At 33.3% G+C, this 23,488-nt stretch carries 26 protein-coding genes; 17 read left to right on the forward strand and 9 right to left on the reverse strand.

Annotated features, from left to right (window positions below):
- Positions 1-318: 318 nt before the first annotated feature.
- Positions 319-687, forward strand: a complete 369-nt coding sequence (locus tag Q0893_RS03545) for a hypothetical protein (RefSeq protein WP_298900908.1) — start codon at positions 319-321, stop codon at positions 685-687.
- 391 nt (positions 688-1,078) lie between these two features.
- Here Q0893_RS03545 and Q0893_RS03550 read toward each other — a convergent pair whose 3' ends face one another.
- The 3 genes from Q0893_RS03550 to Q0893_RS03560 form a co-directional block, all read right to left on the reverse strand.
- A complete protein-coding gene (locus Q0893_RS03550) occupies positions 1,079-3,244 on the reverse strand; it encodes an energy transducer TonB (RefSeq protein WP_299272476.1) in 2,166 nt (721 codons plus the stop codon).
- A gap of 11 nt (positions 3,245-3,255) precedes the next feature.
- Positions 3,256-3,798: a sigma-70 family RNA polymerase sigma factor gene (locus Q0893_RS03555; RefSeq protein WP_298900906.1), complete on the reverse strand. Its 543-nt coding sequence runs from the start codon at positions 3,796-3,798 to the stop codon at positions 3,256-3,258.
- Between the two features lie 95 nt (positions 3,799-3,893).
- Positions 3,894-4,217, reverse strand: a complete 324-nt coding sequence (locus tag Q0893_RS03560; protein ID WP_298900905.1) for a TraR/DksA C4-type zinc finger protein — start codon at positions 4,215-4,217, stop codon at positions 3,894-3,896.
- An 88-nt stretch (positions 4,218-4,305) separates the two neighbouring features.
- On the opposite strand from Q0893_RS03560, the gene Q0893_RS03565 reads away from it, so the two are divergent.
- Positions 4,306-4,449: a hypothetical protein gene (locus Q0893_RS03565; RefSeq protein WP_298900904.1), complete on the forward strand. Its 144-nt coding sequence runs from the start codon at positions 4,306-4,308 to the stop codon at positions 4,447-4,449.
- Positions 4,450-4,454: 5 nt separating this feature from the next.
- On the opposite strand, the gene Q0893_RS03570 is transcribed toward Q0893_RS03565, so the two are convergent.
- A complete protein-coding gene (locus tag Q0893_RS03570) occupies positions 4,455-5,246 on the reverse strand; it encodes a TerB family tellurite resistance protein (RefSeq protein ID WP_299272479.1) in 792 nt (263 codons plus the stop codon).
- Positions 5,247-5,372: 126 nt separating this feature from the next.
- Between Q0893_RS03570 and Q0893_RS03575 the strand changes: the two genes are divergently transcribed.
- From Q0893_RS03575 to Q0893_RS03590, 4 genes are all read left to right on the forward strand, one after another.
- Complete coding sequence (locus Q0893_RS03575) at positions 5,373-5,774, forward strand: hypothetical protein (RefSeq protein WP_298900902.1); 402 nt, start codon at positions 5,373-5,375, stop codon at positions 5,772-5,774.
- Between the two features lie 122 nt (positions 5,775-5,896).
- On the forward strand, positions 5,897-6,307 hold the full coding sequence (locus Q0893_RS03580; RefSeq protein WP_298900901.1) for a BrxA/BrxB family bacilliredoxin: 411 nt from the start codon (positions 5,897-5,899) through the stop codon (positions 6,305-6,307).
- Between the two features lie 85 nt (positions 6,308-6,392).
- The gene (locus Q0893_RS03585) at positions 6,393-7,136 is read left to right on the forward strand and encodes a 1-acyl-sn-glycerol-3-phosphate acyltransferase (protein WP_299272480.1); all 744 of its coding nucleotides are present in this window, start codon (positions 6,393-6,395) and stop codon (positions 7,134-7,136) included.
- Complete coding sequence (locus Q0893_RS03590) at positions 7,136-7,789, forward strand: HD domain-containing protein (RefSeq protein WP_298901522.1); 654 nt, start codon at positions 7,136-7,138, stop codon at positions 7,787-7,789. The genes Q0893_RS03585 and Q0893_RS03590 overlap by 1 nt, the downstream gene beginning before the upstream one ends.
- A 17-nt stretch (positions 7,790-7,806) precedes the next feature.
- Here the strand turns inward: Q0893_RS03590 and Q0893_RS03595 are convergent, their stop codons facing one another.
- Positions 7,807-8,772, reverse strand: coding sequence for an NAD-dependent epimerase/dehydratase family protein (locus Q0893_RS03595; protein ID WP_298900899.1), 966 nt, complete (start codon positions 8,770-8,772; stop codon positions 7,807-7,809).
- Between the two features lie 154 nt (positions 8,773-8,926).
- Here Q0893_RS03595 and Q0893_RS03600 point away from each other — a divergent pair, with 154 nt between their 5' ends.
- Positions 8,927-9,451 (forward strand): hypothetical protein, encoded by a 525-nt coding sequence (locus tag Q0893_RS03600; RefSeq protein WP_299272482.1) that lies wholly within the window; start codon positions 8,927-8,929, stop codon positions 9,449-9,451.
- A 103-nt stretch (positions 9,452-9,554) separates the two neighbouring features.
- Positions 9,555-11,618, forward strand: a complete 2,064-nt coding sequence (locus Q0893_RS03605; RefSeq protein ID WP_298900897.1) for a M13 family metallopeptidase — start codon at positions 9,555-9,557, stop codon at positions 11,616-11,618.
- 71 nt (positions 11,619-11,689) lie between these two features.
- Here the strand turns inward: Q0893_RS03605 and Q0893_RS03610 are convergent, their stop codons facing one another.
- Positions 11,690-12,379 carry a hypothetical protein gene (locus Q0893_RS03610; protein ID WP_298900896.1) on the reverse strand — a complete coding sequence of 230 codons (690 nt, stop codon included), beginning with the start codon at positions 12,377-12,379 and terminating at the stop codon, positions 11,690-11,692.
- Between the two features lie 69 nt (positions 12,380-12,448).
- A complete protein-coding gene (locus Q0893_RS03615; protein WP_299272484.1) occupies positions 12,449-13,255 on the reverse strand; it encodes an NAD-dependent epimerase/dehydratase family protein in 807 nt (268 codons plus the stop codon).
- A 108-nt stretch (positions 13,256-13,363) separates the two neighbouring features.
- Between Q0893_RS03615 and Q0893_RS03620 the strand changes: the two genes are divergently transcribed.
- Positions 13,364-13,828 carry a CBS domain-containing protein gene (locus tag Q0893_RS03620; RefSeq protein WP_298900894.1) on the forward strand — a complete coding sequence of 155 codons (465 nt, stop codon included), beginning with the start codon at positions 13,364-13,366 and terminating at the stop codon, positions 13,826-13,828.
- 2 nt (positions 13,829-13,830) lie between these two features.
- Here the strand turns inward: Q0893_RS03620 and Q0893_RS03625 are convergent, their stop codons facing one another.
- Positions 13,831-14,520, reverse strand: coding sequence for a GIDE domain-containing protein (locus Q0893_RS03625; protein WP_298900893.1), 690 nt, complete (start codon positions 14,518-14,520; stop codon positions 13,831-13,833).
- A gap of 55 nt (positions 14,521-14,575) precedes the next feature.
- Entirely contained in the window at positions 14,576-14,926 is a 351-nt protein-coding gene (locus tag Q0893_RS03630) for a hypothetical protein (protein WP_299272486.1), read from the reverse strand.
- A gap of 478 nt (positions 14,927-15,404) precedes the next feature.
- On the opposite strand from Q0893_RS03630, the gene Q0893_RS03635 reads away from it, so the two are divergent.
- The 8 genes from Q0893_RS03635 (at position 15,405) to Q0893_RS03670 (ending at position 23,485) form a co-directional block, all read left to right on the forward strand.
- Positions 15,405-16,313, forward strand: a complete 909-nt coding sequence (locus tag Q0893_RS03635; protein WP_299272488.1) for a hypothetical protein — start codon at positions 15,405-15,407, stop codon at positions 16,311-16,313.
- A 294-nt stretch (positions 16,314-16,607) separates the two neighbouring features.
- A complete protein-coding gene (locus Q0893_RS03640) occupies positions 16,608-17,852 on the forward strand; it encodes a hypothetical protein (protein ID WP_299272490.1) in 1,245 nt (414 codons plus the stop codon).
- A 24-nt stretch (positions 17,853-17,876) separates the two neighbouring features.
- The gene (locus Q0893_RS03645) at positions 17,877-18,428 is read left to right on the forward strand and encodes a hypothetical protein (RefSeq protein WP_299272492.1); all 552 of its coding nucleotides are present in this window, start codon (positions 17,877-17,879) and stop codon (positions 18,426-18,428) included.
- Between the two features lie 98 nt (positions 18,429-18,526).
- Positions 18,527-19,255, forward strand: a complete 729-nt coding sequence (locus tag Q0893_RS03650; RefSeq protein ID WP_299272494.1) for a peroxiredoxin — start codon at positions 18,527-18,529, stop codon at positions 19,253-19,255.
- A 151-nt stretch (positions 19,256-19,406) separates the two neighbouring features.
- Positions 19,407-21,794, forward strand: coding sequence for an outer membrane beta-barrel family protein (locus Q0893_RS03655; protein ID WP_299272496.1), 2,388 nt, complete (start codon positions 19,407-19,409; stop codon positions 21,792-21,794).
- 22 nt (positions 21,795-21,816) lie between these two features.
- Positions 21,817-22,230, forward strand: a complete 414-nt coding sequence (locus Q0893_RS03660; protein ID WP_299272498.1) for a DUF6855 family protein — start codon at positions 21,817-21,819, stop codon at positions 22,228-22,230.
- Between the two features lie 50 nt (positions 22,231-22,280).
- Positions 22,281-22,502, forward strand: coding sequence for a hypothetical protein (locus Q0893_RS03665; protein WP_299272500.1), 222 nt, complete (start codon positions 22,281-22,283; stop codon positions 22,500-22,502).
- 185 nt (positions 22,503-22,687) lie between these two features.
- Complete coding sequence (locus Q0893_RS03670) at positions 22,688-23,485, forward strand: hypothetical protein (protein ID WP_367180632.1); 798 nt, start codon at positions 22,688-22,690, stop codon at positions 23,483-23,485.
- The last annotated feature ends 3 nt before the right edge of the window (positions 23,486-23,488 follow it).

The raw sequence follows: 23,488 nt of genomic DNA on the forward strand, positions 1-23,488 counted from the left end.
GTTGTGGTTTTTGTTTTTAAGTTATTATAGATTATTTTCTGTACTTTTAATTTTATAATATTGAGCGACAGGTGTGCCTTTGCGTTAAGGGTTGCAGCGGCATCCTTTTTACGTCAGGTCTCGATACAATGTTCCCTTTAGTCACATCACTCGATCTGACGTAAAAAGATACAGCGGAAGACCTGACGATTTTTGATAAAATCAAAAATGGGAACACCCAAAAAGAGATTCTGTTTACGATAGGGTTGTTTAGATTTGTTGTGGCACTAGCGACACGCTAGCGCCAGCGTAACGAAAAACCAAAAAAATCAAACTAATATGAAAAAAATAGCATTAATAGCTCTATCTATTATTGTAATAAGTTGCTCGTCATCTTATGAAGTTGTACACATAGAAAATAATAAATCTAATGAAAGGCCAATAGTATATGTTAAAAAAGCTAAAACTAATGTTAATGAGGTCTTTGAATTAATATCTCAACCAGCAAAAACCAGTGATCATAATTTTACTTTGATAGAAAAAGGCAGAGTATACAAATTAAAGATTAAAAAAGAGCTAAAATTAAATTTTGCTGCTCACAATGGGCAATACAACTCTAATGAAACATTATTGGATTCTATTTCTGGATATAAGGTAAATGGAAAATATTATTGTCCAGATTTGTTTGGACTATATCTTGATGAGTAAGAAAAGAGTTTCCTACTAGCTAGCGCAAGCGTCCACGCTTGTGCTAAAAGATAAATAATACAAAAGCCATGATGCGAGTCATGGCTTTTATTTTTAAATGGTTATAGATTATTTTCTGTACTTTTAACTTTATAATATTGAGCGACAGGTGTTGCTTCGCGTTAAGGGTTACAGCGGCATCCTTTTTACGTCAGGTCTCGATACAATGTTCCCTTTAGTCACATCACTCGATCTGACGTAAAAAGATACAGCGGAAGACCTGACCCACTGTAGCTTAAGCGAAAGAGGGTAACGCCCAAAAAAAACATGACGCAACAGGTCTAAAATTAAAGAAAGTAGAAGCCATGATACAAATCATGGCTTTTTAAGGTGTCGTTTTTAGAGCTAAATGTTACAATCCATTTAGTACGTCCAGAGCCTGTTTTAATTCTTCAATACTAACATCTTTAAAATTAAAATCTATTTTCGGGTTTCTAACAGTCGTAGTCTCAATCATATCGTAATAGAGTTTACCATCTTTTCGTTTAATTGCAACCAATACGACGGCTTCATCTGCACCAACAGTTTGAAAGTCATATACACTGCCATTATTCCAGCTTGGAAGCACAGATTTATACGATTTAAATACCATACTTACACTGGCGCCTTGGGCATTTTTAATTTTAAGTTTGTATTTAATACGTTTTGCACGTCTAATGAAGCGATCACAGTTTATCCATCCAAGATTTGTTGATTTTAAGGCATAATAACTTACGTCTCTAGAGGATATGTCAGAAGTAGTGTCGTCTAGCAATACGTCGAATTCTTTGGCAGTTACAGATTTTGAACCAGCAGTAAAACGAGGCCTTGGTACCAAAGTTATTGTTCTGGTTGTTGTTGGTACACGTGAAGGATCCCATAATTTTCTAATCACATGTCCGCCACGCGTTATCGAATCATCTTCTAAGATTTTAAACTTAGTACTTTCCATATCAAACAGTGGTTTTCTAAGCATTGCTGTTTTTTGTGATCCTGTTCCATAAATCCCATAAATACGAATCAGCTTTTGTCTTTCATAACGATTCCATTCTTGAAGAAATAGAGAATCTACAGGAAAATCTTTGTCGTGCATGACTTCTCTAATCATTTCAACCATGCCTCGCTCTTCAGTATAAATAGTGTCCATTTCAATCGGCTCTCTAACTATTATAGGTTTAATCTCAGAGAAAACTGGTTCTGCCTGTGTTGAAACGGTATCTATCGCGCCAATCATAGAGTTTCTGTTTGTTCTAGACGATGTGCCTTCTACAGTGAAATTAATAGGTAAAGAATAAGGTACAATTACAGGCTTACCACGTTGCATACCAGGATTAAATCGTGGGAGCATATTTATAACACGATCTGTTTCTTCACTTAATCGAGGATGAGGGGCTCTCGTTTGAACAAAAACAACATTTCCCTCTTGATCTATTTTAAAAATACAATTAATGCGTTGTTTTCCTGATAGCCCTAAACCTTGTGTGAGATCAGTATTAAATGTCTTATTTATAAATTTTGAAATGGCATTTTCGGTGCATTTTTTTCTGGTCTCATTGTCTTCGGCTTCACAGCCTGGAAATGTTGGAACCTGCTCCACAACTCCAAAAGGAACTTCTACAAGCTCTTCGGACAAATCGTCTATGTCTACCACTTCCAAAATATCATTTTGTAAGGTCCAATTAATATTTTGATCTTTCCATTCACCCGAAAATAACTGCATTCCCGATGTTTTACTTGTCGTCGGAAATAGGATGTCTATTGGAGAACTGCTATTCAATTCTAATGTGGTATCACCTTGTTTAGCTTCTACATATAACATGCCTCCAGTTTCGAGCTGTTTTCCATTTGAAACTGTTGAAAGATTCTGCAATAAAATATCTGAAATTTTGTAATACTCGGTAACGTTTAATTCAACTTGTCCGGTGACAACGTTTCCAGTATTTGGGTTTATAAATGACCCTCCTTTTATCTTTAAAATGGTACCTTCTTTACAGGTAATAGTCGTGTCGTTTTGTGCTTGAAACCTTAAATGTTCAGCTTTCTTAGTGAAATGAACAGTGCTTGTTGTTACACCTCCATATTTTTTATGAACTGTTGTTGACCTGTAATTAACATCCATTTCAGAAATGGTATCTGCTTTTGTAGCTTCAGAAAGATCTATTTGTTTTTCGAAGGCAGGTTCTTGATGAAAAGTAGAATCTGTAATGCTAGTATTTAAAGGCGTATAATTTGGAGATGGTTCGCTTTCCAAAGTATTAAAAACTAAAGTATAGAGCGTAATCAAGGTTCCGATAATAACAATGGAGATACCCGAGATTTTCAACCATTTTTCTGTAGTGTAAACCCGCTTAGCTTTTAAAATATCGTCTTTAATTTGAACGCGTTTTAAACCATTTATAAAAACAAGATGTTCTTCGTAAAGGGTATGAAACTCGTTATCACTCTTGAGTTTCGATTCGAAACTTTGGCGTTCCTCTTTTGATAGTGTGTCGTTGAGGTAGTTATTTATGAATTCGATGTTTAGGCTATATGTTTCCATGTTTTTCTAATTTAGGGTTGAACCGATTTTAATTTGGTTTTATAAATGTCTTTTGCTTTTTGCAAACACTTGTACTTTTGGTTTTTCGCAATTTTTGAAGATTTAAATTGCATCACTTTGGCGATGTCATGAAAAGACATGCCTTTGTGATAAAACAGTTGTAATAAGTGCTGACATCGTTTTCCAATTTCTAGAAAAGCATGTTCGGCAAGCTGGTATTTTTTTTCTTCGATGACCTCCTGAAATACTTGAACCTCTTGCGCATCGAGTTGATGTAATTGTTGTTTGGTTAAACTCTTTTGAATATCAGACCAAACAAATCTGGAGACCGAATATAAATAGGTGTAAAAGGATGAGCGTAATTCGAAATTTGAGGTTTCTAGATTCCGATTTAAAATGATTAATGCTTCCTGAAATACATCACTGGCATCGGCTTTGTTTCCACCTTTTGAAAGGATAAGTTTCTCTATTCTAGGATAAAGCCGATAGAGTTTTTTAAAGGCTTTATCGCGCTGACCATTTTTAAAAAGTACTAAAATGTCTTGATCATTCATACATGCTTTTACTTATTAATGGTCAAAAGTTTAAAAGGTCTCCTATTTTTTTTAATTATGTTATACAATTATAATACCAATTTAGACCTTAAGGTCTATCTGGCACAATTAACGCAAAGCAAACTTTCGGGTCTAATTAATATCCTACCAACAGGAATAGGTTGTTTGCATTTCAGACAAATTCCAAAATCGAGATCCTCAATTTTAGATAGGACGCGGTTTAAATTGTTGAGTTTAATTTCGGCTTGCCGTAAAGAGGCTTCATTAACACTCTTGTTATTGATGGCGTCCATTCTACTCACTCGACCAATAGCGTCATTTGGAGAAATAGGCTTGGTGAGTTCTCTATAATGTTCAATAGCTGTTTTGGTTTTAGAAATTTCATCTAAAATAATGGTCTTTACTTGAGCTTTGTCCATACTTGTCCGTTATTTTATAGTTCTAAAATAAGTTATAAAAATGAAAGTTTTATATTTAGCAACGACTATAATGCTCTAATCTACGCTTATGAAACTCATTGAATATTTAACCAGCAAGGGCGGATTTATGATTCTTGCCTTGGTTGTTGTAGCTGTATTTATTTACAGAAAGTATAAAGAAAAACGCCATTTCAAAGACATTGAAAAGCGTTTAAATAATAAGGATAAATAGCTTTATTAAAAGCCTCTTTCTTTTTGCAATTGTTCGTACGCTAATTGTACTTGTCTAAACTTTTCTTCGGCACCTTTTTGATGCTCTTTTCCTAAATGAATCACTTTATCTGGATGGTATTTCTTGGCCATTTTTCGATAGGCTCTTTTCACCTCGTCGTCTGTAGAATCTTTTGTGATTTCTAATATTTTATAAGCATTGTCACTGCTGTTATAGAACATGGCTTTAATACTTCCATAGTCTCGAGTACTAATTCCTAAATAGCCAGAAATCATATAAATTTGAGACACCTCATTATCTGTAACCATACCATCTGCTTTTGCTATTCCGAAGAGAAAATGTAGCAATTGTAATCGCGATGAATGGTCCATCATTTGCTTTATCTGTAAACATACTTTACGTGTAGGAATGCTTTGCTTATTGATGTTTTTAAACAATTTAAAAGCGTGGTTGGCTCTATCTTTTCCGTACATACTTACAAACTGCTGACGTACGTAATCTAATTCACGCTGATCTTGTATGCCATCTGCTTTGATAACAACGGAAGCCAAAATTAAAAGACTTACTTCAAAATCTCCAGACTTTGTTTGTGGTCTCGAATGTGATCGTGAACGTGTTCGCGATCGTGATGTTGATTGTCTAGAGCGTCGTTGTTGCTGTTGACCTTCATTAAGTAAAAACCCACTTTGTTCGGCAGCTCCATCTATTAAACTTCCAATAGCAAGACCAATAATAGCACCAACTGGTCCACCAAAAGACCAACCTAAAGCACCTCCAATCCATTTTGCAAAACTCATGTATGTTTCTTTTTTATAGTTAATTTCAAATATACTATATGTTAGTAGATTTTTTTAACTTTTGTTACGATTAGGCGCAACCTTTTTGAGGTTTTGACATCTTTATAGTATAAAATCAATCTTATTATGAAAAAGTATAGTTATTTACTCGTATTTACGCTGTTGGCATTCGCATGTTATAATGATGACGATAGCACACAAAATAATGAACCATCACTATTTGGTGAATGGTCTTTAATTAATGTCTCTGGTGGATTAATTGGAGTAGATCAAGATTTTGATTCAGATCTCATTATTTGGGATTTTAATCAAGACACTATGCAATTAACAATTACCAACAATAATACAGATGCTGATTTTGATGGTTGGCCAACAGGGGTCTATAATTATACAGTGTCATCCACAGATGACGGTTTGACAATTGTTATAGAAAACTTTAGTATGACTGTCGTGACATTAACATCTACGAGCCTTACATTAGATGAAGGCATTGCGGTAGATGGATTCTTATTTAAGTTTAACAGATAAGCACAATTTTGTGCTATTGAAAAATTGAATGATAGCATTCAAACTGCTTACTAAATAACTGTGTTCCTCGTACTAATTTTGCGTATCTTTGCAACTCGATAATAATAATTAAATACAAAAATATGTATCCAGCAGAATTAGTAAAACCAATGCGTGAGGATTTAACAAACGTAGGTTTTGAAGAATTACAAACAGCAGAAGCTGTTGAAGTTGCTTTAGCAAAAGAAGGCACAACTTTAGTAGTTGTAAATTCGGTATGCGGTTGTGCAGCTGCCAATGCTCGTCCTGGAGCGAGACAGAGTTTAGAAAACGCAAAACGTCCAGATCATATTGTAACAGTATTTGCTGGCGTTGATAGAGAAGCTGTAGACGCAGCCAGAGGACATATGATTCCGTTTCCACCAAGCTCGCCAAGTATGGCATTATTTAAAGATGGAGAATTGGTTCACATGTTAGAGCGTCACCATATTGAAGGTCGTCCGGCCGAGTTAATCGCCGAGAACCTTATGGATGCTTATAACGATCATTGCTAGAATCTTTTATATTAAAAGCATAATTAAAACCACGATTTCATCGTGGTTTTTTTGTGTATTATTCGCATTCAATTAATTTTACCATATGCAAAAACTTCTAGCTTATCCTTTAACAGTTATCTACTTTTTAGTCTTTGGACTAACCTTAGTTATTTTTCACCCTATACAATGGTTTTGCTATACTGTTTTTGGATATAAGGCACATAAAATAAGTGTAGATGCACTTCAGTTTTGCTTAATACACTGCCTTAATGTTTTAGGAACACGCTTTACTTGGGATAACCAGTATAAGATTCCAAAAAACAAACCGCTACTTATTGTGTCTAACCATCAAAGTATGTATGATATCTCTCCAATTATGTGGTACATGAGACGACATCATGTTAAGTTTGTTGCAAAAAAAGAACTTGGTAAAGGGTTTCCAAGTGTCTCATATAATTTACGTCATGGAGGTTCTGTTTTAATCGACCGTAAAAACCCGAGACAAGCCTTAACAGCTATGAAGGCTTTCGGAAAATATATAGAAGAAACGAATAGAGCAGCCGTTATTTTTCCAGAAGGTACAAGAAGTAAAACAGGACAACCAAAACCTTTTAAAACAAGAGGATTAGAACTCTTGTTTAGAGAGATGCCTTCGGCTTTAATTGTACCTATAACCGTAAACAACTCTTGGAAAACGCTACGTTATGGTAAGTTTCCAATGGGTATTGGCAGCCATATTAAATTTAAAGTACATCAACCAATTGTCTTATCTGAAATAGATAATCATTTGGAGTTAATAAAAACGATAGAACATACAATTACCAGTGCTATAATTTTGGAGGAATGATGGATACAAAACAACAAATTGAACTTACAAAAACATTTGTAAAGAAGACCTTAGAAAATGCTGAAGGAGGCCACGATTGGTTTCACATTTTGAGGGTATATAATAACGCTAAAGGTATTGCTGAAAACGAAGATGTAGATTCTTTTGTAGTGGCGTTAGGTGCTTTGCTGCACGATATTGCCGATAGTAAGTTTCACAGTGGAGATGAAACTGTTGGTCCCAAAAAAGCACGTGAGTTTTTATTTGGTATTAATGTAGATTCCGCAGTGATTGAACATGTCGTAAATATCATTGAGAACATTTCCTTTAAAGGAGGGAATACTGTCCAAAAATTCAAGTCGCCAGAATTAGATGTGATTCAAGATGCAGACCGTTTAGATGCCATTGGTGCCATTGGTATTGCTAGAACATTTAATTATGGTGGATTTAAAAACCGAAAGATTTTCGACCCATCAATTCAGCCAAATTTAAACATGAGTAAAGAGGAGTATAAGGCCTCTAAAGCACCTACAATTAACCATTTCTACGAAAAATTACTACTACTAAAAGATAGAATGAATACTAAAACAGGAAAAAGAATTGCAACAAGTAGACATAAATTTATGGAACAATTCTTAGACCAATTTTATAACGAATGGGATGGAAATAAATAAATGTATGCTCTTTTCGGTTAGGAATTAATCTCAGAGTCCTGATATTTACGACCCAATTGCGTTAACATTTCTGTAGTCATTTTTTCGAGATTAAAGTCGTGGCTCCAGTTCCAATCTTGCCTTGCAGAAGAATCATCTATAGACTTTGGCCAGCTATCGGCAATCTGTTGCCTAAAATCTGGTGTATAAGTGATTTTAAAATCTGGAATGTGTTTTTTTATTTCTTCCGAAATAGATAATGGTGTAAAGCTAATGGCTGCTAAATTATAAGATGACCTTATTTTAACCTGTTCTGATGGCGCTTGCATTAGGTTAACCGTAGCATTAATGGCATCGTCCATAAACATCATTGGAAGCTCAGTATTTTCAGATAAAAAACAATCATAGTTTTTGTCAAGTATGGCTTGGTGATAAATTTCAACAGCATAATCTGTTGTGCCACCACCAGGCATTGTTTTCCAACTTATAATACCAGGATAGCGAATACTTCTTACGTCAACGCCGTATTTAGTATTGTAATATTCGCACCAGCGTTCTCCAACCTGTTTTGTAATACCATAAACTGTTGTAGGTTCCATGATGGTATGTTGAGGTGTGTTTTCGGTAGGTGTTGTAGGTCCAAAAACAGCAATACTCGAAGGCCAAAAGACACGTTTTATAAAACCGTCTTTTGCCAGATTGAGGACATGAAAAAGAGAATTCATATTTAAATCCCATGCTTTCATAGGATACTTTTCACCAGTGGCACTTAGCATAGCTGCCATTAAATAGATAGTGTCAATATCATGTTTTTCTACACAAATTTTTATTGAATTATAATCTTGGGCGTCCACAATTTCAAACGTTCCAGAATTAACAACCTCTAGGTTGTGGTAGCCAATATCGCTCGCAACAACCTGTTCAAATCCATGAATATCTTTAAGTTTAAATGTAAGCTCAGAACCTATTTGTCCGCAGGCACCAATAATTAATACTTTAGGCATATGTAGATGATGTTTAATCGTTCATCAAAAATAACAAGAATATAGACTACAAAAAACATAAAATTGTAAAATTAACAACTCATTAATTTTTGTTAATTGCCATTTAGATTTATTCGCTTTGCCTATATTTACCGCGAATTGAATATATTAAGTTATGCGCTTTATTACGCTATATATTATAGGATTTTGCTTGCTACTAACTAATTGCAAAAATGATAAAGTTTCTGAAGTAATTGAAGAAACACCAGAGCAGAAAGAAGCTAGAATAATATCTCAAAAAGATATTGAGAGCTTTAGGTATGCCGATTTTGAATTAAGCCCAGATTCTCGAAAAGCTGCGGCAGATTGGCAAAAGTATCAGGAACTTAATACCCAAATTGAGTTATTGAAAAAAGCCGATTTAAGTTTTTTTAATGGAGATCTTCTGTTATTAAAGACCTTCTTAACAGAATTAAGAACGGAAATGCCCGAATCCTTAAAAACTAACGAAATTAATGCAAGAATCACAGCGTTAGATACGAAAGCACAAAAATTAAACAGTCTTTTGAGCATTCCTAACATTAGTAAAGAGGACCGTTTACAAGGGATTAAAGAACTCTTAATTACGGTTTCAAATCTTAATCTACAGATTAATAAGAAGTTTGAATTTGAGAAAAACAACGTCTTTAAACCTCAATAACAGTCTTAAAATATTCCTAATATTTTGTTAATATGTAACATTTTTGGGTTTAAGGCTTCTTATTAATAACTAATTTTAATCAAATTTAATTTTCACACACATTATGAAAACCAATATCAAAAGTATTTTGGTGGTTTCTGTATTGGGACTTTTTGCATTTTTAGGATGTAAAGAAGAGCCAAAAGAAGAAACTGCCATGGTCGAGGTAATTCCTGGAATTAATCTCGAAAACATGGACACGAAGGTGGACCCTAAAAATGATTTTTACAATTACGTAAATGGTAATTGGGTAAAAACAACTAAAATCCCTGAAGAAGAAACCCGATGGGGAGGATTTGGAGTATTACGTAAATCTACAAGAGATGACGTTTTACAAATATTAAAGACCTCTAAAGAGATAGGTAATTATGAAGAGGGGTCAGATCAGAAAAAGGCATTGTTGATTTTTGAATCTGAATTAGATACTGTAGCACGTAATAAAGCAGGTATTGAACCTTTAAAGCCTATTCTAGCTAAAATAGATGGTATAAGTAGTATAGAAGAAATGCAAACTATTGAAGCAACTACTTTAGGTGTTTCATCACCTTTTGCAGGTATTGGTGCTGGACCTGATTTAAACAATAGTGCCATGAATACCGCTTGGGTAGGTCCTGGAGGAACAGGATTACAACGTGATTATTATTTGGATCAAGATGATAAGTCTAAAGAGATAAGAGAAAAGTATAAAGCTCATATTTCAAGAATGTTGCAGTTTATTGATTATAGTAAAGAAGAAGCAGATGCTGCTGCTGTCAAAGTTATTGAAATGGAAACTCAACTGGTAGAGCCAAGGTTAGATAAAGTAGCCGCAAGAGATGCTCGTAATTACAATAACCCAAGATCTATTTCTCAATTACAAGAAATGTGTCCTGCTATAAATTGGAGTAAGATGATTTCTGATCTTGGAATTGAAAAGAAAATAGATACGATTATGGTGGCTCAACCTAAATACATGGCTGCTTTAAGTGACTTCTTACAGAAAACGCCTATTGAAGATATAAAAACCTTAATAGATTGGAGCACAATTGATAATACAGCAGGATTCTTAACAACAGAAATTGAAAGAGCCAATTGGGAGTTTTATGCAAAAACATTAAGCGGTGCTAAAAAGCAGCGTGATGCTGAAGAGCGTGCCCTTGGGACTGTAACTGGATCTGTTGGTGAAGCCATTGGTCAATTATATGTTGAAGCTAAATTTCCGCCAGAAGCTAAGGAGAAGGCTGAGAAGATGATAGCCAATGTCATTAAAGCGTTCCAAATTAGAATTCAGAATTTAGATTGGATGAGTGAAGATACTAAGAAGAAAGCTATTGAGAAGTTAGACAAATTCACTGTAAAAATAGCCTATCCAGATGAGTGGAAAGATTATTCTGATTTAATGGTTAAAGAAGGTAATACTTATGCTGAAAACATGATGGCAATTGGGCATTGGGCCTTAGAAGATAACTTATCTGATATCAACGAACCAATTGATAAATCTGAATGGGGAATGCCACCTCAAATGGTAAACGCTTATTTTAATCCAATTAATAATGAAATCGTATTTCCAGCTGCAATTCTACAGCCTCCTTTCTATAACTATACGGCAGATGATGCTGTAAATTATGGTGGTATAGGTGCTGTTATTGGCCATGAAATTTCGCATGCTTTTGATGATTCTGGATCACGTTTTGATGGTGACGGAAATTTAAAAAACTGGTGGACAGAAAAAGACCTTGAAGAGTTTACAAAAAGAGGAAACGCCTTAGCCGAGCAATACAGTGCTATAGAAGTTATGGATAGCGTTTTCATTAACGGTAAATATACATTGGGTGAAAATATTGGTGACTTAGGAGGAGTACTTGGAGCTTATGATGGCTTACAATTACTTTTTGAAGAAGAAGGAAGACCTGATGATATTGATGGTTTTACTGCCGAGCAACGTTTCTTTATGTCTTGGGCAACTGTTTGGAGAACGCTAACGAGAGAAGATGCGTTAAGAAGACTTGTGAAAACAGACACACATTCTCCAGGAAAAGTAAGAGCTACTCAACCGCTTAAAAATATTGATGCTTTTTATGAAGCGTTTAATATTAAAGAAGGGGATGACATGTGGATAGCTCCTGAAGACCGTGTTAGAATTTGGTAATCTCAACCATTTAAATACAATAAAAAAAAGCACCCAATTTGGGTGCTTTTTTATTCTAAATTAGAATTTATTTATTCCTTTTTCTCTTTTCTCGCAGCTAAAGCCTCTTTGCTTAATTTGGCTAAATTAAAGTTAGCATCCATAACCATAGCTTCATCTAAGAGTCCAATGGCTGTATCTAAATTATCCGTTTGATTCATGTTAAACGTGATTAAGGCTTTTAGATAAGTTAATGCGCCTTTTAATGAGACTTCATAAGGACGTTGCGACTCATAATAAGAACGCTTCATATCATCTTTAACATTAGTTAAACCATAATCTACTTTTGCTTTTGCCCCAGCTAAATCTTGGGTCTGCATTTTTAGTTCGGCAATTTCATAAGCCAAATATGAGTTTGCATCTCTTTTAAAAAGCTCTTCATAAAATACCAAAGCACGTTGTGGCTGATTTAATGCCTTTAATGCAATTGCTTTAACTTCAGTATTCATGTCTGTATCTGTTGGATTTTGATCTATTCCAATCGTATTTAAAGCTTCTAAGTTTCTGCCCTCAGATGCATAGATATAAGCCAAAGTATCTAATCTTGCTTTGTTGGGTTGTAACACATTAAGGTGCGTCATTGCATTGATAACACCTTGTACGTCACCCTGACTTTTCATTTGTTTGTAATAGTCTTCGAAATGTTTTACCAGTTCAGATTTTGTTTGAGCTGTTGCACCAAATGTGGTTGCTAGAGCCAAAAGGAGGATAAGTTTTTTCATCGTATTCGTCATTTATTGCGCCAAAACTAAAAAAATATATGGCATATATTCTTAAAAGTCTGCTAATTATTAGAGTTTTACTTGGAACTCATAATTCAAAAGACGTACCAATTTTTGAGAATTTATAATTTTTCCTTTGCTTTTAACGTCTTTGTTAAACTCTGGGACAGGGATATTTAATGCGTTGCAAACGGCAGTATAATACGTCTTTTTGATTGGATGAGTTAATGCAGAAGCGTTTAAAACGAGATCCCACAAGTTGTGTTGAACAATTGACATAATTATGGAAATGCAGTCATCTCGATGTATTAAATTTACAGGAGCGTTAGCGTTCTTTAAATTGGTTTTGCCTGATAAAAATTTGGCAGGATGTCGGTCTTCTGCAAAGAGTCCACTAAAACGTAAAATAGTTGTTTTAAAAGATGTGTTCTTCTGAAATAGGCGTTCTACAGCTACTAATTTCAATGCGGTTTTAGACGTAGATGTGGGCGAGTTTTCAGTAATAACGGGAAAAGTTTCGTGATCATCATAAACCGAAGTAGAACTAATAAAAACAACATGTTCTACCATAGATGTTTCAATATGCTCAAGAAGGAATGTCATTTGTTTTACGTAATCGCTGTTGGGATTTTTCCGAAGACCAGGAGGAATGTTTACAATAAGTGTTTTACAATGTGAAAGGCAATCATCAATTTGACCCATAACACCTGTAGGAGATAAACGCACTACAAAAGGAATAATATGAGCTTGTTTAAGGCTTGGTATTTTAGTTTTGGATGTTGTAGAACCATGTACCTCGTAGCTGTTTTTAATAAGCCTTTCGGCTAATTTAAATCCTAACCAGCCACAGCCTATAACACAAATCTTCTGATGCAATGTTCTTTTTTTTAAATACTTTGAAATTTACAAATTATTAGTGGGATTTGAACTCTAGCTTAATTCACTTATTTTCAGTAACTTTAAAACACACAAAAAAAATTGGTTATGGGCATTAAAAGTTTTCAAGGGGCAAGAAAGCAACAAAATACTACAGAAACGGTAACAATTAAAGTTAGCGATTTCATGACACGAGATCTCATTACATTTAAACCAGAACAGACGGTTGAAGAAGTTATACAGACCTTGATTAAAAATAAAATTTCAGGAGGTCCAGTGGTAAATGACAACAATGAATTGATAGGTGTTATTTCAGAAGGAGATTGTCTTAAACAAATTAGTGAGAGCCGTTATTACAATATGCCAATGGAGCAACATACTGTTGAAAATCGGATGGCAAAAAATGTTGAAACTATTGATGGTAACATGAATGTTTTTGACGCAGCTAATAAGTTTTTAGAATCTAAAATACGACGCTTTCCAATTGTAGAAAATGGTAAATTAGTAGGACAGATAAGTCAGAAAGATATTTTAAAAGCTGCTATAGAACTCAAAGGGCAGAATTGGAAATAAGTTTACAACTTTCTATGGCTAGGCAAGGTTTCGGGTAAATCGGTAATAATGATTTTCTGTTTACCTTCGCTTACTAATGTGGCAATTTTAGAATATGGATATTCTGGTAAGGGCTCGCTTAATGCTTTCCATTTAGCAATTCCGGCCACTGTAATGCGCTCGCCAATTTCAATAACGCCTTCTTCATAGCGTAGACGTTTGTTCATGCCAAAGAAATTTTCAGGTTTAATATTATAACGTCTTAAAACCGCTTCAAATTTTGGGGTAGGTCCATTAAACATTCCTGAAGACGTTTTAGCATCTTTTACCAAATAACTAACATAGTTTTGAGGATGATTTGTAGGTTTTATGATAACAAAATCACCATTGGTATCTACAAAAAACTCCTGAAATTGTTCATCTTGGAGTACTGTTTTCCATCGCGTACTTTTACCAGTACTAACACGTTGTTGTATTTTAATTTGATAAAACACACATTTTTTTCCAGAATAAGGTGCAATTAATGGATCTTTTACATGCAATGCTTTTCCGCTTACTTTTGAGAGTTCGTTGGTTTTTAAACTGGACGCAGGTTTGTTTGGGATTTTAGAAAGTGTTCTAAGAATTACATTTTTTCTGCTAAAATGAACCCCTAAAAAAATGATTAATCCAAAAACGCAAACAATAAGAATGATGGCAAGAGTTGTACTCATTTGAGATGGTTTGGTTGTATATATAGGTAGTGGAAACTTAAAAAACGTTACACTGTTAGCTTTCTCGTTTCACTAATGCGTAGTAATCACCTTCTAAGGGTAGGTAACCTTGATCGTATACAAAATAGTAAACTGTACCAGCTTTAGTGGTGTAAATGCTTGTAAAATAATTGAAATCGAATCCCTTTTCAACCATTTTGGCTCTAGAGACTTTTTTCTTCTGGTCTGGATTCAGTACTTCTAGAATACGGTAGTTTTTTCGTAAACGGTTATTCGTATTTCTAATGAGGTTTTTACTGTCTTTGTTTATTGAATTATTATAGGAATTACGACAAGCATCACTACAGAATTTTTTATCAATTCTGCCTACTATTTTTTCACCGCATTCAGGACATTGTTTTTGCATAGTTTAAGTATTAAAATTAGGATGTAAGCGGTCCAAAATTCAATTTCTGTTTCAGCTGAAAGTTAATGAATTAAAGTTTCAGTTGAAAATTATAATAGCTTAGGACACCATCTTAATTAATAGCTTCATCTGTAAAATGTATACATTTTAAATTAATTTTATAAAGACCATTGTTGAGAATAAAACATTGAATCACTTTTTATTTCAATGAGATTAATGTTTAAAAAGACTCTTTCAAGATTTGTTCTTCTCTTAGAAAGTAAAAGAAAACGGCAGCAATGCGAGCGATGTTCAGACTAAATAGTCTAAAAAAACAAAAAGTTAATACTTCCATAAAAGAAGTTTGAATACATGTATTCGAACTCAAAGAATATTTTTTATAAATAGTTTTACTCAATAACGATTACCCAAACTCAAATCATCTCAATATGATTTGTAATACGATATAACATATTAAACAACTCACTATTATAAGACTATGAAAAAAGTCATCAAACCTTTATTGAAGCTACTTTTAATTTTAATAATAAATACACCTTCCCAAGCGCAACATTCGGTCCAGGTTAAGCAAGGAAATACTACTTATACTATAATGGGTGATACGACAAAAAATAACTTTAAGGCTACATGGGCAAAAATGGAGGGGAGATATAGCGATGCGGCTAAATTTAAAATAAAAGCAATAGACAAAGGGGAATCGAAAAAGTTGGATATGGCTTATTACGATGCTGCCTGTTATTATTCGCTTGCTAACGATTACAAAAATGCCATAGTTTGTCTCAAGAAAAGTATAGACAATGGATGCGAAGATTTAGGGCATTTAGAGTACGATAAAGATCTTGTAGAACTAAAAAAAATGAAAGAATGGAATAGTATAAGTCATCTTTTTGAAGATTATTATAAATCCAATAATCAAGAAATTGCAAAACTGTTTGCTGAAGATCAAAAAGCAAGGCTTTCAGGTGAGGTTAACGAAAACATGGAACAAGAAGACTCCATTCGAAGAAAAAAAGTTAGACGTCTTCTTACTGAGAACGAAATTAACTCTGCCCATGATTATTATAAAGCAGCTTTTATTTTTCACCATGGAACAAAAATAGAAGATTATAAGCAGGCACATGAGCTAGCACTAATCGCTTATAATAAAGAACATCGACATTTCAGATCTCCTTGGTTGGTTGCAGCTACTAAGGACAGATACTTATTAAAGAAAAAAGAAAAGCAATGGTATGGTACTCAAGGTGTAAGTTTTAGCAATGGTAAATTTACCTTAAATCCCTTAGAAATAGATACTACAGCTGTATCAAAAGAAGATCGAAAAAGATTAAATGCCCCAACTATAGAAACAATAAGAGCACAAATAAAAGCATTCAAGGAAACCAATTAAATAACTAACTGATATCAAGAATATTAATATTAGTGTCGATGGTTGATGATACCCAGAACTCATTTAGATCTAACTAATTGGTTTTAGACTAATTCATCTAGTAGTACTATCATGTCTCATGGTTATTGTGCTGCTAGATGGTCTGGGTAAAAAAAATAACGAATTAAAATAGTGTTGAAAGTGTCTTTCAAGCTAGAAAAACTAGGTGGCTTTTTGATTACAAAAAACAAACGACAAGGATTGCTTTATTAATATAATATAGGAACAACAAATCTTAAAAACATAAACAATTACATGAGCAAACAGAGTTACCTAACAGGATTAATTTTTCTACTATTATCTATAAGCGCATTTAGTCAAACTACTGGAAATACTTATAGAAGTGAATATTATGCACATTTACCCTTTTGGGAGTCACCGTATCAACCTTTCAAAATGGCTTCTCCTATTACTCAAAAAATGGCTAAAAAAAGAATTCATGTTCAGGTGGATTATGATATTCATAACAGAATTATTGCCACCCATATTAAAATTGGAAATCATTATAAAGATTTCGAAGGTTTTTTTGGCAATATCTATGTAAATGCTTCACTAACGAAAGTAGAATATGAAAATAATAAAGAGTTCCATAGTTTTTATGATCGTTTCGGTAACCAGATAAGTGTACAAGGTAAGGTATACAAGAAGGTGTATCATAAAGATGAATATGGTAGAAATATCAAATTAACATTTTTAGACGCTCAAAGGAAAGAAACTTTAGATCAAATTGGTGTTAAGAGCTATAATTGGACGCATCAAGATGATGGAAGCATTATTGAAGAACGTTTTAATGAAAAAGGAGTTATTGTTCCTTTGAGAGGTTACTTTGATTTTGGGCGTGTCCGAATGACTTTTGATAATCAAGGATACTTTAAAACACTTCAAAATATTGATGAGGATGGTAATCTTGTAAATACTGAAAATGGAGCAGCTGTTTTCCAATACTATTATGATCTTCAAGGAAGGTTTGATAGATGGGAAGTTTATGATAAGGATAATAAGAAAGCCAAAGGGCCTTCTAATACAGCAGGAGAACAAAATACATATCACCAATATGAATTAGAAGATATCATTTTTTTTGATACAAATGGAGATCCAGCAACGCACTGGTCTGGAGCTCAACGTTGGCATTTTGGCATTGATACGTACGGAAACTTCACATCATTAGAATTTCAAGATCATGCTGGAAACCCCATAAATGCAAATAATGATTATTCTAAATATGTGTGGAACTGGAGTGAAAATGGAAGGTATATGACTGATGAAGCCTATTTTGACAAAGCAGGAAAACCAACAGTACATAAACAGCTTGCAATTCATAAAGTCGTTTATAAACGTAATCGAAAAGGGCTAATAGTGAGTATAACGTATTTAGATGTTAATGACAATGTTGCCAATAGAATAGATGGTATTGCACTGGTTAATATTAGGTATGACAAAAACGATTTAGAATTAGAACGAACCTATTATGACAAAGACAATAATCTGGTTAAGAAATAGAAAATCATTAAATAATTACTACAAATGAAACTACAGCTTTACCTCATATTAATAATGTTTTTAACCTTTTCATATTCATTTGGCCAAAAAAGCCCGTATAAGAAAAATTTAGAACCATTAAAATTTATAGAAGGAACATTTACAAATAAAATATCATTTCCTGATGACAATAAAGGATGGAGAAAACCCATTGAAACAAGGTTTATATTTAAAAAAATCATGAAGGACATGTATATTGAAGGAGGAGGTCATATCCCTTTTGATTCTAAGTTTTCTCCAATTTTCAGGATGACTTTTGATTATGACGAACAAAATGATATATATCGTTTAGTTGTGTTAGATGATCGCTACGGATTTATGGATATTTATTATGGAAATTGGAAAGAAAATCAATTGATTTTATCAAATGAAACTACAGGAACTCAAGTCGTAAATGAAGGAAACAGAGTTTATGGAAAACTAATAATAACACCTTTGAGTAAAGGGAGGTTTGAAATTATCGCAAAGATTTCACAAGACAAGAAAACATCATGGCAAAATTACATGAAAATGGAGTTCGTACCACGAACGAAATGACACATGTTATAAGAACATAGAACTGCTTTTTTTTAATCTGAAAAAAAACAGAATTAATTCAAAGCACAAATAATAACCCAGAGTATCAATAAGGAATCATGAAAATAAGACGATTATATGTTTTTTCGATTACAGTGCTGCAAATTTTTATTTCTAATAGTGTATTCGCTCAAGAAAAGAACAAAAAACCCCTGCCTCAAATCATTGAAATTAAAGGAATCTATAAATCAAAAATTGATGGACGAATTATATCTAAGAAAGAGTTCAATTCTTATAAAGGCGTTTATACATTTCATAAAGTAGTCAAAGCCAAAGAAGGAAAAGGAAGAGACACAATACTTATAACACCACCTAGCAAAAAGATGAAAGATCGAGATGTGGCTAGGAAAAAGAACTTTAAAGAGCAACTAAATAGAACGGCTAAAAACTTTGATGTTGTTGACTTATACGGTAATAAGATTTCATTAAGCGCATTAAAAGGTAAAATAGTGGTACTAAATTTTTGGTTTGTTAATTGTCCGCCATGTAAAGACGAAATACCAGAGCTTAATAAGGTCGTTGCTAAATACAAAACTAATGATGATGTTGTATTTATAGGTTTTGTGTTAGATAAAAAAGATAAATTGAACAGGTTTTTAAGTCAAACACAATTTGACTATAAGCCAATCCCTAACTCAAAAAATATTGCCAATCAATATTACGTTTATGCTTATCCTTCACATATAATTATAGATAAGAACGGTGTCATTTCGCATATTGATGTTGGACTAAAAGAAGGCAACATATCACTTCTAGATGCTAAAATCACTAACACATTGAACAGGTAGTAAAGTAAAAGGAGCAGAATTAATTCGAAAGGAAGCTCTATAGCCTTAATCACAAATAGAAAACGGTCAAATAAATTAAACAATATTCCTCTAATTCAAAAACACTTATGAATTCCTAACTCTATTGTGTTTTTACAAAAAACTAAACCAAATGATTCGAACATTCAGCATATGCATATGTATACTTTCAAGCGCTTTTTGTTTTTCAAGTAATATTAATCCTAAATATTCTATAACAGGGAAAGTCATAGACAGTCTTACTCAAAAACCTTTGTCATATGCCACTGTTTCTATTTCTCAAAATGATGTTATTATTGATGGCGTAATTACTAATGAAAAAGGAGAGTTTAAGTTAAATGTTCAAAAAGGAGATTATATTTTAAAAGCTGAATTTTTATCATACAACCCTTTTCTGCGTTCAATTACTGTAGATGAATCTTTAGATCTAGGGATCATTAAACTATCTGAATCGGTAAATGAATTAGAAGAAGTAATTATACGATCGGAGCGGTCGACAATAGATTTAAAAATTGATAAAAAGGTTTTCAATGTAGGGAAAGATTTGCTTGCTCAAAATGGATCATTACAACAGATTTTAGAAAACGTTCCTTCTGTTTCAGTAGATTTAAATGGCGTCGTAAGTTTAAGAGGAAATTCTAATGTTAGCATTCTCATTAATGGTAAACCTTCGGTTTTAGCCGTAAATAATAACCTAAATCAAATTCCATCAGATCAAATAGATCGCATAGAAGTAATAACCAATCCTTCCTCTAGGTATCAAGCAGCCGGAACAGCAGGGATTATTAATGTAATTCTCAAAAAAAACGGATTAGAGGGATTAAGTGGTTCTCTAACGCTAACCAACTCCATTATTGCAAACACAAGTGCATATGCTAATATTAATTACAAAACGAACATGTTCAATCTGTTCTCAACAGTTGGATATCGCTTTACCGATAGTCGGGTTTTCGAAGATGTATCTCAAAATTCTACTAGTGGTATTACTCCTCTCTCATTAGATAGAAAAACAGAAGAATACCATAATCTAAAACGTGCTTATATATACACAGGCTTCGATTATTTCTTATCGGCAAGCAGTACGTTAACAGCGTCTTATTTTAAAATATTGGCAGAAAGAGACAATGTTTTACGTTATGATTACACCTATTTCAGTGCATTGCCTGTGCAAACTTTAAATGGTGTAATTGTGAGGGATGAGAATTATTTTGAACCTATAGACCATAATCAGTTGGAAGTGAGCTACACAAAAAACTATAATAAAAAAGGGAAGAAGTTACTTGTTGATTTTCAATACGATTTCTGGAATGAAGATGAAAATGAAGATTTTTTAACTCGAACCATATTTCCTCCTATTACTGAAAGTATAACTGCGTCAAGAACCAAAGATATTGAAAGCAGCAAGGACTTTTTACTACAGATAGATTTTGTGAATCCTATTCATGAAAAAACAACGTTTGAAACTGGATTCAGAGGAGAAACTAGAATTATCAGTAGTGATTATAAAGCAGAAATTTTTCAGAATAATCAATGGGAAATCTTTAACAGTATTGATAACAAATTAGATTATAGAGAAAGGATTGTTGGAGTTTATGCTTTGTATGCAAACGAGCAAAAGAAATTCAACTATCAGTTGGGAATAAGGGCAGAATATACCAATATTGATGTTTCAGATAGAAATGAAGATTTTGGGAGCAAAAAAAATTACACACAACTTTTTCCAACAATTCACCTAAACTATGTTTTTTCTGATGTTACCACTACGCAGTTAAGTTATAGTAGGAGAATTAATAGGCCTAGTTTTTGGCAACTAAATCCATTTAGTACTCTTTCGGGTGGTCTCAATGCACAAATCCAAGGAAATCCAGACCTAGATCCTTCTTTTACCAGTTCTTTAGAATTTGGTTTTTTAACCAAAATAGGAAAGTTAAAATTAAACCCATCTATATATTATCAGCATACTACTGACCCATTTCAGTTTTTTACAGCGCAAAATGCAGATGATATTCTTATTAGCACAACCATCAATTTGGATACTGAAAAAAGAATTGGTGGAGAAATTTCCTTATCATATAATCCACTAAAATGGTTGCAGGTTTCAGGAGATGTCAATTATTATTCTTTTCAACAAAGAGGAAATCATAATGGTGTTAGCTTTGACTTTAATAATAAGACTTGGACGAGTAGAGTTAATTCAAGAATTAAATTGCCAAGACAAATTACATTTCAGGCTACTTTCAATTATAACGCAAGAAATGAAAATGCCCAAACAATTACAAAGCCTTATTATTTTGGGAGTATAGGTATTAACAAGCCTTTTTTGAAAAATAAGGCTGCCGTAACGTTTAATATTAGAAATGTCCTCAATTCTAGAGATCAAAGAATTTTTAGAACAGGAGAGAATTTTACCTACGAATCTAGTCGAAGAGATTTTGGCCCCATATACATGCTCACATTTACCTACAGATTCAATCAAAAAGAGAATTCAAGAACAAGACGTCCTGGTAGAAGTAATCGTTAAAAAACAAATAACACAAAAACACATGAATTATAAAGAGAAAATTGGAACAAAGGATAACCCTATAAAACTTAAAACACCTCCTTTATCATCAGAATATACAATGCATGTTGGTGAAAAAGATGGAAAAGAAATTTTAGTTTGTACAGTAAAATCTACTATCCTTCATTACGACATTAGATGTATTGAAGATGCTTACTTAATGTTGAAAGAGCGCAATGATTGGATTGAACTTGGAAGTAAAGATGAAAAAGCAGAAACAAAACCGAACACTTTTGAACATTGGGGAAGATCTACTAACAATCCAATTGGTGGTTGGTACGGACTTAAAAAAGGGTTGCGTGGTAGATTTGGAATGTACATCCCTCCACTGTTGGAAGCAATGGGCCTTGCCGAAGTAACACATAAAAAACGAGGAAACTCAATGAGAGCCAAATAGTGACAAATAAGAAAAATATTTATTCTCTAAAAACATCAAAAATAAGGTATATGAAAGTGCTGTATTTACTGTTGGTTGTTTTATTATGTTCTAGCTGCAAGGGAGATACTATGAGTCCTTTGTCAAGCTATTTATCGACCATTGGAAAAACACCAATAAAGTTTGAGGCAGATAATATAACTACTTCTACTAGAGATTCTGATAATCCAGAAGTTTTTGATGGTCACTTAGATATATATATTGTTAGGTTTGATATTGAAGATTGGAAATGAGACTTAAATGCGTATTCAAGCCCCCTATATATTAATTGATATGTACAATGTCATAGACCTTACCCTTATAACCGCTATTAAATTCATTTATCAATGACTCAAAATAACCTTTAAAGATTATGCCCAAAAGCAAATTCAATTTTCATAAATTTAACAGAAGAATTCATCTATATGCCGGCTTATTTATGATTCCATATATTTTTATTTTTGGATTGTCGGGTATCATTTTCAATCATCCTACAATACTAAATGATCGCTCATTTGATTCCTTTATTCTTGATAAGGAAGAAAGTTTTGCGTCTACGTTTCCAGATGTGGAAAAATTGGCTACATCGATTACCAATTCTATTGTTAGGGATGGTTTGATTTCTAATCCAGAGATTAAAAACATCAAGTATAATGGCACCATGATTTTAAGAAGTATGAATGACGTTGCAGATTATCGAATGAACGTAGACATTCCTACGTCAAAGGTACAATTACTAACCTTACCAGATTTTGTGAATAACACCGAAGTTTCTAGTGGAAATTATGCGACCTCGAACATAAACTCTAAAGACTTATTATACAAAGCAGAACAAGTATTAAAAAAGCAAGACATAGTACCAGGAAAATCAAGGATTCAGCGGATTCCAAATTTAGAATTTGATCTTGAAAATGACACTGGAAATTATCGCGTAACCTACAACTATACCAGTGGTAATTATAGAGTGAATGATCTGGGTAAACGTAAGTTTAAGCTCAATTATTTATTGACGAATCTTCATCAAGTACATGGGTATCCAGTAGCAGGTTTTTCTGTACAATGGCTTTGGGTATTCTTTGCAGATTCTTTAGCAGTTTTAATGATTATATGGGCAATATCTGGATTGATTATGTGGTTTAAAATGAAACGATTGTTTACCATTGGAGTCATACTGCTGAGCATCTCTATGTTAGTTTTTATAATCATTCTTATTAATAGTTACGAATTTGGATTTTAAGTT

This window comes from uncultured Psychroserpens sp. (genome assembly GCF_947494225.1).
Classification (GTDB): Bacteria; Bacteroidota; Bacteroidia; order Flavobacteriales; family Flavobacteriaceae; genus Psychroserpens.